This is a genomic window from Arthrobacter sp. TE26545, assembly GCF_056279005.1.
The window spans coordinates 1573975-1586234 of the sequence record NZ_JBWBQM010000001.1; the positions used below are offsets into that span (position 1 = coordinate 1573975).

10 protein-coding genes are annotated in these 12260 nt (G+C 69.2%); 6 read left to right on the plus strand and 4 right to left on the minus strand.

The window, feature by feature from the left end:
• Positions 1 to 13 precede the first annotated feature (13 nt).
• Both ACZ9CK_RS06975 and ACZ9CK_RS06980 read right to left on the minus strand, forming a co-directional pair.
• On the minus strand, positions 14 to 1138 hold the full coding sequence (locus tag ACZ9CK_RS06975) for an NAD(P)H-dependent flavin oxidoreductase (protein ID WP_476049596.1): 1125 nt from the start codon (positions 1136 to 1138) through the stop codon (positions 14 to 16).
• 5 nt (positions 1139 to 1143) lie between these two features.
• The gene (locus ACZ9CK_RS06980) at positions 1144 to 1662 is read right to left on the minus strand and encodes a DinB family protein (protein WP_476049597.1); all 519 of its coding nucleotides are present in this window, start codon (positions 1660 to 1662) and stop codon (positions 1144 to 1146) included.
• 138 nt (positions 1663 to 1800) lie between these two features.
• On the opposite strand from ACZ9CK_RS06980, the gene ACZ9CK_RS06985 reads away from it, so the two are divergent.
• Positions 1801 to 2196: a VOC family protein gene (locus tag ACZ9CK_RS06985; protein ID WP_426303063.1), complete on the plus strand. Its 396-nt coding sequence runs from the start codon at positions 1801 to 1803 to the stop codon at positions 2194 to 2196.
• A gap of 9 nt (positions 2197 to 2205) precedes the next feature.
• On the opposite strand, the gene ACZ9CK_RS06990 is transcribed toward ACZ9CK_RS06985, so the two are convergent.
• Positions 2206 to 4740 carry a DNA gyrase/topoisomerase IV subunit A gene (locus ACZ9CK_RS06990; RefSeq protein WP_476049598.1) on the minus strand — a complete coding sequence of 845 codons (2535 nt, stop codon included), beginning with the start codon at positions 4738 to 4740 and terminating at the stop codon, positions 2206 to 2208.
• Positions 4741 to 4809: 69 nt separating this feature from the next.
• Here ACZ9CK_RS06990 and ACZ9CK_RS06995 point away from each other — a divergent pair, with 69 nt between their 5' ends.
• From ACZ9CK_RS06995 to ACZ9CK_RS07010, 4 genes are all read left to right on the plus strand, one after another.
• Positions 4810 to 7515, plus strand: coding sequence for a bifunctional acetate--CoA ligase family protein/GNAT family N-acetyltransferase (locus ACZ9CK_RS06995; protein ID WP_476049599.1), 2706 nt, complete (start codon positions 4810 to 4812; stop codon positions 7513 to 7515).
• A 91-nt stretch (positions 7516 to 7606) separates the two neighbouring features.
• The gene (locus tag ACZ9CK_RS07000; protein WP_426303066.1) at positions 7607 to 8332 is read left to right on the plus strand and encodes a DUF5998 family protein; all 726 of its coding nucleotides are present in this window, start codon (positions 7607 to 7609) and stop codon (positions 8330 to 8332) included.
• A 44-nt stretch (positions 8333 to 8376) separates the two neighbouring features.
• The gene (locus ACZ9CK_RS07005; protein WP_476049600.1) at positions 8377 to 9588 is read left to right on the plus strand and encodes an alkaline phosphatase family protein; all 1212 of its coding nucleotides are present in this window, start codon (positions 8377 to 8379) and stop codon (positions 9586 to 9588) included.
• Complete coding sequence (locus ACZ9CK_RS07010; RefSeq protein WP_476049601.1) at positions 9581 to 10321, plus strand: thymidine kinase; 741 nt, start codon at positions 9581 to 9583, stop codon at positions 10319 to 10321. The genes ACZ9CK_RS07005 and ACZ9CK_RS07010 overlap by 8 nt, the downstream gene beginning before the upstream one ends.
• A 5-nt stretch (positions 10322 to 10326) precedes the next feature.
• Here the strand turns inward: ACZ9CK_RS07010 and sepH are convergent, their stop codons facing one another.
• Positions 10327 to 11742 carry a septation protein SepH gene (gene sepH, locus ACZ9CK_RS07015; RefSeq protein WP_476050872.1) on the minus strand — a complete coding sequence of 472 codons (1416 nt, stop codon included), beginning with the start codon at positions 11740 to 11742 and terminating at the stop codon, positions 10327 to 10329.
• 207 nt (positions 11743 to 11949) lie between these two features.
• Here sepH and ACZ9CK_RS07020 point away from each other — a divergent pair, with 207 nt between their 5' ends.
• Positions 11950 to 12249, plus strand: coding sequence for a DUF4193 domain-containing protein (locus tag ACZ9CK_RS07020; RefSeq protein ID WP_426303069.1), 300 nt, complete (start codon positions 11950 to 11952; stop codon positions 12247 to 12249).
• Positions 12250 to 12260: the final 11 nt, after the last annotated feature.

Here is a 12260-nt window from a genome sequence, read left to right on the forward strand (position 1 = left end):
GGGCCTTGCCGGCTCAGCCGCGGCCGAGCCGCCCGAGCACCTCACCGGCCCCTGCGATGATCCGCTCCACGAGGCGGCCGGCGTCGTACTCTCCGGCAGCGCGCTCTCCGGAGGCACCCTTTCCGGAGGCGCCGATCAAGGGGCTCGCCTGTCCGGCCCACAGGGACATCAGCCCGGTGTTGCCGCGCTTCCCGGCCTCCGGCCGGAATTTCCCCGTGAGCCAGTTCTGCACCGGGAACGGCGCATGCGCGGATGGGTCCGGCAATTCCGTGATGATGCGGTTCGGAATGCCGCGGGCGAGCCTGCCGCTCAGGGCTCGCGTGAGGACGGTGTGGGCGGTGTCGGGGCCGCGGAGTACCGCGCGGTAGGCGGGGACCGCGGCGGACTGCTCTGTGGCGAGGAACGCCGAGCCGATCTGTACCGCATCCGCGCCGAGGCATAGTGCGGCCGCGAGGCCACGGCCGTCGGCGATGCCGCCGGCGGCGACGACCGGAACGTCCACGGCGTCGGCCACCTGCGGAACGAGGGCCATCGTTCCCACCAGGGACTCTTCGGCGGGACGCAGGAAGGACACCCGGTGACCGCCGGCCTCCATGCCGGTGGCGACCACCGCGTCCACCCCTCCGCCGGCCAGCGCAACCGCTTCCTCCACCGTGGTGGCGGTCCCGACGACGACGATTCCGTTCCGGTGCGCGGCTTCCACCACTGCGGGTGAGGGCACCCCGAAGACGAAGCTGAGAACGGCAGGCCGTGCCTCGATGGCCGCAGCGATCTGTTCCTCCACATCCGGCAGCCACGAATCCGGTTGCTCCGGGAGTTCCAGTTCGAGCTCTTCGAAGTACGGGCGCAGCACCTCACGCCAGGCGTTGAACTTTTCCGCGTCCGGGCGCGGTTCCTCTTCGCCGGGAACCGGGAGCCACAGGTTGAGGGCGAAAGGCGCGGGCGTCGCCGCCTTGAGGGCCTCGGCCGTGGCGCTGATCCGGGCGGGTTCGTAGCCGTACAGGCCGAAGGAGCCCAGCCCGCCGGCGTTGCCGACGGCAGCGGCAAGTTCCACCGAGGAGACGCCGCCGAACGGTCCAAGGACGATCGGCAGCCGGGTACCGAACAGCCGGGTGGCTCGCGTGTCTGTCCAGGCCACGCCGCTCAGCCCTTCACGTCGTGCAGGTGGTGGACGACGTCGTGCATGAAGTAGCGCGAAAAGGTGAGCACAGTGAACTCGGAGCCGTTGCTGCGGGTGCCCGTGCGGGGCCACTGTCCTTCCGTGACGCCGGCGAAGGAAGCCGCGACCCGGCGGCCCTCGGCCTCCAGTTCGGCGGCCACCGTGGCCGGATCAGCGGTGGCGTAACCGCCGTCGATGGCTGCCTGGTCCTGGTCCCAGTTGGCGAAGCGGGCGCCGTCCTCGCCCAGCATGAGGTGCAGGCGCTGGTCGAAGAGGCTGAAGACGTCCCGTACGTGGCAGGCGTACTCCAGCGGGGACCAGGTGCTGTCGTCCGGGCGGACCTCCGCACCGGGGCGTTCCAGGACGGTCCTCCAGCGCGGCAGCATGTCCAGCACCGCACCGGACACCGTTGCGGGGGTCACCGTGGCGGGCTCGAAACCACATTCCGGGCAGGGCTTGTGAAGGACCCAGGTCCAGTCTTTGTCATCGGCAATGATCGGCATGCGGCCAGTCTACGGCCCCTTCCCGAACAGCCCGGAAAAGGCGCCGGAAGGCCTCCTTGAGGGGCGTCCGGGACCCCCTTCCATCCGGCCGAGCCAGGAGTAGAGTGGCCCCGGGGGTGGGCTTGGAAAGGAACTGCAATGCTTAAGGATCTCAGTGTCGCGGCCGTACTTCCCGCCAGTGACATCAACCGTGCCCGCGAGTTCTACCGCGACAAGCTCGGACTCGAACCGGACAACCCGGACGCCGGAGACAACTACCTGTTCAAGTGCGGCAACGGCACCGCATTCCTGCTGTACCAGACCGGCAACGCCGGCACGGCGAAGAACACCCAGATGGGCTGGATCACGGACGACTTGGATGCAGAAATGGCCGATCTGCGGTCCCGCGGCGTGGTTTTCGAGGACTACGACTTCCCGGGCCTGAAGACCGAAAACGGCGTAGCCACCATGCCTGACGGCGAACGGGGCGCCTGGTTCCTCGACACGGAAGGGAACATCCTCAGCATCAACACGATGCCGTCCGCGACCACCTGACTCGAACGCCTAACTCCCGGCGCTGTCCTCCGCCCACGCCATGCTGGCGCCGATGGCCTCCACCGGCTGGGACAGGGGGACGCCGGAGCCGTCGCGCCTGCCGTGTTCCTGCGGCAGCGCGCGGGCCACGCCCGCGGCGGAGGATGCCTTGGCTGGTCCATGACCGGCCCAGGCGAGCAGGAGGGTGTCTTCGCCCTTGAGGAAGCGGTGGGCCCGCACACCGCCCGTGGCGCGGCCCTTCGCCGGGTATTCCTCGAAGGCGGTCACCTTCGCGGTCCCCGGTGCGGTGCCCGGCAGTGCGCCGTTGCTTCCGGCAATCGTGACGACGACGGCGGCCGCGTCATCCGCACGGACCGTGCCGAAGTGGATCACTTCGTCTCCGGCGGCGAGCTTGATGCCGGCCATCCCGCCGGCGGTGCGGCCCTGCGGCCGCACCGCCGAGGCGGGAAAGCGCAGCAGTTGGGCCTGCCGGGTCAGGAATACCAGGTCGGTGCTGTCCTCGGCCGCGGCAACGGCCGCGACCACACGGTCCTTGTCTTTGAGCGCGATGATCTCGAAGTCTTCGCGGTTCAGCGGGTACTCCGGCTGCACACGCTTGACCACGCCCTGGGCGGTGCCCAGGGCCAGTACGCTGTCCAGCGGAACAAAGGCCACCAGGGTTTCGCCCTTGAGCAGGGTGATGAAGTCCTTGGCCGGCACACCGCCGGCCAGGTTCGGCAGCCCGGCCACGGGCGGCAGCACCGGCATGTCCATGACCTGGATGCGCAGCATGCGCCCCTGCGAGGTGACCGCGCCGATCTCCCCACGGGCCGTGGTCTTCACCACGGAGCGGAACACATCGTGCTTGTTGCGCGGTCCGGCCTCGGCCAGGGGTTCCTGGTTCGAGGTGCGGGCGATCTGCCCGGATGCCGTCAGGATCGCCCAGCAGGGGTCGTCCGGGATTTCCAGCGGCAGGGCAGCGGCCTTGCCCTTCGGCCCGGGAGCCGCGGCGGCAAGGGCGGCGGCGACCGTGGGGGAGACCGCTTCGGATTCGAGCAGCACCGTGCGGCGTGGGGTGCCGTATTTCGCGGCAATCTCGGCGAGTTCGCCGGAGACGAGTTCGCGCAGCAGTGTGTCCGAACCCAGGATTGCTTCGAGCTCGGCGATCTCGCGCTGGAGTTCCTCCTGCTCCTTTTCCAATTCGATCCGGGAGTATTTGGTGAGCTGGCGCAGGCGCAGCTCCAGGATGTAGTTCGCCTGGATTTCGGAGAGGTCGTAGATGGACATCAGGCGGTCGCGGGCGGCGGCGGCTTCATCCGAGGAGCGGATGATCTGGATGACCTCGTCGATGTCCACGATCGCGATGAGGAGGCCCTCCACGAGGTGCAGGCGGTCCTTCTTCTTGCCCAGCCGGAAGGCGGTGCGGCGGCGTACCACGGAGAGCCGGTGGTCCACGTAGACGTGCAGCAGCGGGAGCAGGCCCAGAGTCTGCGGCTGGCCCTCAACCAGTGCCACGTTGTTGATGCCGAAGGAGTCTTCCATCGGCGTGAAGCGGTACAGCTGCTGGAGCACGGCGTTCGGGTTGAAGCCGTTCTTGAGTTCGATGACCAGGCGCAGCCCGTGTTGGCGGTCGGTGAGGTCCACGACGTCGCTGATGCCGGTCAGCTTCTTGCCGTTGACGGCGTCCTTGATCTTTTCGATGACCTTTTCCGGGCCCACCATGTACGGGAGCTCGGTCACCACCAGGCCTGTGCGGCGGGCGGTCAGCTGCTCGATCTCCACCTTGGCACGGGTCTTGAAGGAACCGCGGCCCGTGGCGTAGGCGTCACGGATGCCGTCCAGCCCGACGATCCGCCCGCCGGTAGGCAGGTCCGGGCCGGGGACGAACTGCATGATGTCCTCGAGCGTGGCGTCCGGCTTGGCGATCAGGTGCCGGGCGGCGGCGATCACTTCGACCAGGTTGTGCGGGGCCATGTTGGTGGCCATGCCGACGGCGATGCCCGTGGTGCCGTTGACCAGCAGGTTGGGGAACGCGGCCGGCAGGACATCCGGTTGGGTCAGCTGGTTGTCGTAGTTGGGGATGAAGTCCACGACGTCTTCGTCGAGGTGGTCCGTCATGGTCAGCGCCGCCGCGGCGAGCCTGGCTTCGGTGTATCGCGGGGCTGCCGGTCCGTCGTCGAGCGAGCCGAAGTTGCCGTGCCCGTCGATCAGCGGCAGGCGCAGCGAGAAGTCCTGGGCCATGCGCACCATGGCGTCGTAGATGGCGGCGTCGCCGTGCGGGTGCAGCTTGCCCATCACCTCGCCCACCACGCGGGCGCTCTTGACGTGGCCCCTGTCCGGGCGCAGGCCCATGTCGCTCATCATGTAGAGGATGCGGCGCTGGACAGGCTTGAGGCCGTCCCGGGCATCGGGCAGCGCCCGTGAATAGATCACCGAATACGCGTACTCCAGGAAGGAGCCTTCCATTTCGGACGTGACGTCGATATCGATGATGTTTTCGGTGTAGTCACCGCTGTCCGCAGCTGCTGCTGCTTTGGCGCGGGAAGGACTTTGGCTGCGTGCCATGGAACGGGCGGATCCTTAAGGTGTACTGCGGGAAGGGGTGTCCTGCGGGAGATTAGCTACGCTAAGCCTATGGTGGATGAGCCCGGCACCGGCGTATATCCGGAATATTGGGAGGCCGATGTCGTCCTGCGCGATGGCGGCATCGCGCATCTCAGGCCTATCTCGCCCGCGGATTCGGACGCCGTCCAGGCCTTCCATGCCGGCCAGTCGCAGGCGTCCATCTACATGCGCTTCTTCAGCTTCAAGGCCAGGCTCTCCAGCAAGGAACTGCGCCGCTTCACCGAGGTGGACCACGTGGACCGGGTCGCCTTCGTGATCACCATCGGCGGCGCGATCGTCGGAATCGGCCGCTACGACCGACTCGACGACCCCGCCGAGGCCGAGGTCGCGTTCAACATCTCGGACTCCCAGCAGGGCCGGGGCATCGGGTCCATCCTGCTTGAACACCTCGCCGCGGCGGCCCGTGAAAACGGCATCCGCCGCTTCACCGCCGAGGTCCTGCCGGAAAACAGCAAGATGCTGCGCGTGTTCGCGGACGCCGGGTACGAACTTTCCCGCCGCTTCGACGACGGCGTCGTCAGCGTCGGGTTCAACATCGACCCGACGCGCAAATCCCTCGCCGTGATGGAGTCACGCGAGCACCGCGCCGAGGCGCGCAGCGTGCGGGACCTGCTCACGCCGTCGTCGATCGCTGTCATCGGGGCCAGCCGCAAGTGGGGGAGCGTCGGCTACCAGCTCCTCGAGCACATCATCGAAGGCGGCTTCACCGGGCCCGTGTACGCGGTGAACCCCGAAGCGTTCGAATTGTCCGGCATGAAGTCCTACGCCCGGATCGCCGACCTCCCCGGCCCCGTCCAGCTGGCGGTCATCGCGGTGCCGGTCGAGGAGGTGCCGAAGGTGGTGGACGAATGCGCGGCCGCCGGGGTCACCGGGCTCGTGGTGGCCACCGCCGGGTACGCCGACGACGGCGAACGGGGCCTGCTGCGGCAGCAGGCACTCGTGCGCCAGGCCCGTTCGCACGGGATGCGGGTGATCGGGCCGGAATCGCTGGGCATCATCAACACGCACCCCGCGGTGTCGCTGAACGCCTCGATGGCACCGGCGATGCCCCGGCCCGGCAGGCTCGGGCTGTTCACGCAGTCGGCGGCGATCGGGGTTTCGGTCTACGCGGCGGCCGTCCGCCGGGGCCTCGGCCTGTCCTCCTTCCTCTCCGCCGGCAACCGCGCCGACGTCTCCGGCAACGACGTCATGCAGTTCTGGGAGGACGATGCCGGCACCGCCGCCGTCGGCCTGTACCTGGAGTCCATGGGCAACCCGCGCAAGTTCTCCCGCCTGGCCCGGCGCCTGGCCCGCAGCAAGGCGGTGATCGTGGCCAAGTCGGACCTCACGGGCCTCAGCCTGCCGCCCGGTCACGTCGGCCGGACCACCATGGCTCCGCCGTCCGCGCTCGATGCCATGATGCGCCAGTCCGGGGTGATCTCCGTGGCGACGGTCGAACAGCTCATGGACGTCGCCCAGATCGTCTCCAGCCAGCCCCTCCCGCAGGGGCCCGGGCTCGCCGTGGTCAGCAATTCCGCCGCACTGGGCAAGGTGGTTGCCGACTCCGCCGGCCACCACGGGCTCCGCGTGGAACGGCTGCTGACCGGCCTGGACCTGGATTCCGGGGCCTCCGTCTCGCTGGACCGCCTGCGACTGCAGCTCCAGGGGGCCCTCGCCGACGACGCCGTCCACTCCGTGGTGGCCGCAATGATCCCGGCCCGCAGCCTGTCCATGGAGGACATCACAAAGGTGTTGGCCGAATGCGCTGCCGGGACGGGCAAGGCCGTCGTCGCCGCGTTCGGCGGCGTGCTGGATCCGGCCGCGCGCCTGGACGGGCTGCTGCCTGCCGACGCGGCAGATGCCGGCATCCCGTGCTACTCCAGCCCCGGCAACGCGGTGGCCGCGCTGTCCGCCGTCGTCGGCTATTCCGCCTGGCTGGGCCGGGAACAAGGGCTTTTCGTCGAACCGGAGGGCTGCGATCCGGACGGCACCCGGGAAGAACTGGAACGCCTGCTTGCCCCGGTCCACGGCGAGCAGCTGCTGCGCCTGGACGCCGAGGATGCCGCTTCGCTGCTTGCCCGGTACGGCATGGCGGTGGAACCGTCAGCGGTCTTCGAGAACGACGACGACGCCGTCGAGGCTGCCGGGCAGCTGGGCTGGCCCGTGGTGCTCAAGACCACCGAACCGGCACTGCGCCACCGCATCGACCTCGGCGGTGTCCGGCTCGACATCGAAGACGCCGAATCCTTGCGCCGCAACATCGCCCAGATGCGCCGGGCCCTGGAACCTTTTGCCTCAGGGCCGTTCGGTTCCCCGGCACTTGAAGTCCAGGCCATGGCCCCAGTGGGACAGGCCTGCACCTTCCGCGCCATCGAAGATCCCCTGCTCGGCCCCGTGGTGTCTTTCGGACTGGCCGGCGACGCCGTGAACCTCCTCGACGACTGGGCCCACCGGGTGCCGCCGCTCTCCGCCACGGACGTCCACGACTTCATCCGCTCGCCGCGCGCCTCCTTGAAGCTGTTCGGCTACCAGGGGCTGCCCGCCGTCGACGTCGCCGCCTTGGAGGACCTCGCGGCCCGGCTGGCCCGGCTGAAGGACGAACACCCTGAGATCGCCCTGATCGAATTCAACCCGGTCCTCGCCGGTCCGGAGGGTGCCCGCATCCTGGCGGCCGAGGTGTGGATCGGCAACGCCGCGCACCGCACCGACAGTGCCCGGCGGGCGATGCGCGGCTGAGCTGCGTCGACGGCCGGTAACGGGCTGTGAACCGGGCCGACGGCGCCCGGGCAGTTAGGAAGTCCTGCGGGGGATCTGTGAAAATGGGGGAATGAGCCCGAAGTCCCCGATGTCCCCTTCCGGCCCGGCAGCAACCGGGCACCATGCGGCGCACAACCACAGCACGCAGGGGCAGAGCCTGGAACAGGCACTCCAGCAGGCCGGTTTCTACCCGGTACTGGTGGCCGACGTCGTGGACGACGCCCTGGACGGCCGTGACTGCCTCGCCCATCTGGTGCACCTGGAGACCCACTTCGACCGGGCCGAGGTCCGCCGGCACATCACCGTGCTGGTCCTGACCGAGGACATGCTGGTCATCACCCACGTGGACGACCAGCAGCTTGACGACGCCGGCGAACAGATCGTGGCCCAGATTTCCACCGAATCCGTCCCCGTGGCGCAGATCCGCTCGGTGGTGCTGAGCTACATGTACGCCCAGCCGCAGAACTACAAGCCCAGCGATCCCGTGCGCGAACTCACCCTCGCCATCGCCTGGTCCGGCGGGCAGCGGCTCGACGTCGGACCCGCCAGCTGCGGCGACCCGCAGTGCGAAGCGGACCACGGCTACACCGGCACCATCAGCCAGGAGGACATCGTCCTGCGGATCAGCTCCGAAGCCGACGGCCCCCGCGCCGTGCAGGACGCCAAGGTGTTCGCCCGCGCGCTGCGCGCCGTCAACACCGGAACCCCCGCGCCGCCAGCCCACAGCTCGATCCCGGCGCCCAGGCCGCGTTCGGGCGTGTTCGGCAACCGCCTCAGCCGCGGACACCAGCGCTGAACATGGAGTTGTCAGAGCAGCCGGCCGGGCCCGGGCGTTCCGCTGTGCCACTTGCCCCCTTCGAGCCGGCCCTTTCCCCGGAGGACCTCCCTGCAGCACCGCTGTACGGAAAGCAGTCAATCGCGGAGGTCTTCACCAGCGCCGCCGCGAGCCTGGGCCTGCCCGGATTCGAGAACACCCTGCAACTGCCCCCGGCGCAGCGGGTCTGCGTGGTCCTCGCCGACGGCCTCGGCCGGAACCTGCTGAAGAGAAAGGCGGCACACACCCCGTTCCTGCGCTCCGCGGCCGCGGCCGGCCAGGGCGGCGTCCCGGTATGGCTCGACGCCGCCTTCCCGTCCACCACGGCATCCTCGCTGGCCAGCCTCGGCACGGGCCGCACTCCGGGAGAGCACGGCATGGTCGGCTACGACGTCCTGGACCCCGCGCAGGACAAGGTGGTGAACCTGCTGGGCAATTGGGACGCTAACGTCGATCCACTGCTATGGCAGCCGTTCCCTTCCGTGTTCGAGCGGGCGGCCGAAGAGGTGGACGTCGTCACCGTCAGCCTCCCGCAGTTCGGACAGTCGCCGATGACCCGTGCTGCATTGCGCGGCAGCCGCTTCATCGGCGGCACCTCGCTCCACGCCCGCACCGCGCTCGCCGCAGAGGCGATGGCGATGGCAAGCCGTTCCCTGATGTACTTCTACGTCAACGAACTGGACAAGGCCGGGCACCGCTACGGCTGTGCCTCCGAGCGCTGGGAGCACCAGCTCGAGGAACTCGATTCCACCGTCAAGCGGCTCGCGGCCACGTTGCCGGCCGGAACGACCATCCTCCTCACGGGAGACCACGGCATGGTGGACGTGCCCGAATCCCAGCGCCTCGACTACTCGGCCGATCCTGCGCTGGTGGCCGGTGTGCGCCACACGGCGGGCGAGCCCCGCATGGTGCACCTCTACCTCGAACCCGACGCCGGCGAAGCCGCCCGTGACGCGCTCCTGGATGCCTGGCGCCGCCGTTTCGGGGCACGGGTCTGGGCGTTCACCCGCGAGCAGGGACTCGCCGCCGGGCTGTTCGGCAGCCTCCGCCAGGAGGTGGCGCCGAGGATCGGCGATGTGATGATCGCCGCCCGCGACACCCTGGCCCTGTACGACACCCGCAGGGTCCGCCCGCAGGCCATGGAAGTGGTCGGCCAGCATGGTTCCCTGACCAAGCCCGAACGCGAAGTGCCGCTGCTGTGTATTCCGGCAGCCGGATCGAAGCGCCGGCGTGGCTGAACTGGTCTTCTTCTCCGGCACCATGGACTGCGGCAAGTCCACCCTTGCCCTGCAGATGGACTACAACCACCGGGCCCGCGGCCGCGGCGGGATCCGCTTCAGCCGCAACGACCGGGCGGGGGAGTCCGTCATCTCGAGCCGCCTCGGCCTGCGCAGCGAAGCCGTCGAAGTCACCGACGGCACCGACTTCTGGGAGGAGACCGTACGACGCCGGACCGGCGGCGTGCGCGTCGACTACCTGATCTGCGACGAGGCGCAGTTCTACTCGCCCGGACAGGTGGAGCAACTGGCCCGCCTGGTCGACGAAATGGACGTGGACGTCTTTGCCTTCGGCATCACCACGGACTTCCGGACCCGGCTGTTCCCGGGCTCGCAGCGTCTGGTGGAACTGGCGGACAGGATCGAGGTCCTGCAGGTCCAGGCCCTGTGCTGGTGCGGCCGGCGCGCGACGCACAACGCCCGGACGGTGGACGGCATCATGGTGGTCACCGGCGAGCAGGTGGTGGTGGGCGACGTCGCCCCCGACAACGGCCAAGCGGCCGGGGGCGGCGGTCCGGTGATCGGCTATGAAACCCTGTGCCGCCGCCACTACATGCGCCGGGTCACCGCCCATGCCGCGGACCTCATGGCCGGACGCGAGGTATCACTGCCGTTCGAGCTGGATGCATGCCTCTGGCAGGGCTCGAGCGGGCAAGGCTCGAGCGGGCAGGGCTCGAGCGGGCTGGGGAAGTAGGGGCGCTAGTCGCCGCGCGTGCCGAAGACGATGTCGTCCCAGCTCGGCACACTTGAACGTTTCGGCCGTGCCGCTTGGCGCTCGACGGCCGGGGCGTCTTTTTCTTCGTCCTTCGCCGCCGTCGTGTCAGGCTTGCTGCTGCCGGGTTCCGGCGAGGCCGGCCGGTTCCACGGGCTCAGCGGCGTCCGGCGGCGCCGCGGTTCCTCACTCTGCCGCCGGGACGCGCCGCCCAGCAGTTCATCGAGTCCGGCGCGGTGCCTGCTTTCGCTCCGTTCCTCTTCCTGTGCTTCGGAGGCCGCTTCGGCGACGTCGGCGGTTTCTGCCGCGTCGTCGTCGCCCTTCTCCGCGGCGTGGCTGTTCCCGAGTGCCCGCAACGGCACCGGGACCACGGTGATCTCGCGCGTATCGGTGCTGACGCCCTCGTGCAGGTGGAGGGGATCGTCGTCGTCCGGCTGCTCGGCGGATCGGTCCGCAGGGGCCGGGTTCAGGGAGGCGAGGCTCAGCCGCGCTACAGGGCGGCTCTCGTCTTCCTCCTCGGGCGAGTCGTGGTCCTCCTCCGGACCGTCCTGGTCTTCCGTCCGCGGATGGGCGGCCGGAACGCCGCCGCTCAGCAGCAAGGCCAAGGCGTCGTCGCCGTCCTCGTCGATGCCCAGGCGCTGGCCGCGGCGCAGGCGGAGCATGTCCAGCAGGCCGTCGGCGTCCGGACCGGACGAGCCGGCGGCTCCTTCGGCTTCGGCCTCGAAATCGAAGGGCCGGTCCGCGACGGCGGACAAGCGGCGGGCGGGAAGCGGGCCGTCCAGCGGCTCAAGTTCGCTGAGCTGCTGCGCCCAGCGGTTGGCGTTCTGCAGGGTCTTGCGGCCGGGCGTGAAGGTCCACATGGCCGGGGGTTCCTCGCCGATGCTGGCGGGCGCCCCGGGGTTGGGCTCAAAACGGGCCACCACTGTCCATGTGCCGTCGTTGCGGCGCCAGGAGTCCCATTCGACGGTTGACGGATCGATGCCGTGGGCGGAGAGGCGGTGCGCCACCATGTCATCCAGGCTGGCCGGGGCATCGCCGAAGGCGGCCCGGTAAGGATCGTGGCCCGGGGACGGTGAGGCGACTTCCACCCTGCGTGCCTGCTGGGCGATGTATTCGCGCTCGGCCAGCACGGGTCCTTCGTAACGCTGGACGTTGGCCAGGGGCAGCCCGGAGAGTTCGGCGACTTCGGCGGCGCTCGCACCGGAGCGGATACGGGCCTGGATGTCGCGCGGAGACATGGCGATGGGGGCGATGGAAGCGCGGGCGGCTACCTGCGCAGGGGTCCGGCTGGCAGCAACGCGCAGGGCTTCGTCGATCGGCAACCGGAAGGTTTCGCCGCCGCTTCCGCTCAGCAGGAGATGTCCGCCGTCGTCATGGACGCCAACAAGCCGTAGTTCCCGCATCAAATCCTCCACCATGGCCTCTTCCGACAGTCGAAACTCTGCCACCAGCACGGGGCAATTCCTACTAGGCCAAAGGGCGTGCCGCGATTTTCAGTGAATTCAGGCGCCCCGGGGGACCCCGGGCACAAAAGTACACGTCCCGGCGTTACATACGTAGGCCGCGGGAGAAGCCCCTGGCCGGACGCGCTAGGCAGCAAAGAAGGGACCATGGCAACGGACTACGATGCCCCTCGGAAGGTCGACGACGAAGCGGGCGAGGACTCCATCGAAGAGCTCAAGACCCGCCGGACGGAGAAATCGTCCGCGGCGGTCGACCTTGACGAAAGCGATCTGGCAGACGCTTTCGAACTACCTGGCGCCGATCTGTCGAACGAGGAGCTCCAGGTCCAGGTCCTCCCCGCCCAGGCCGACGAGTTCACCTGCGCCAACTGTTTTCTGGTGAAGCACCGTTCCCAGATTGCCCGGGAACGGGACGGAAAGCTGTACTGCCTGGAGTGCGAAAGCTAGCGGGCGGGCCG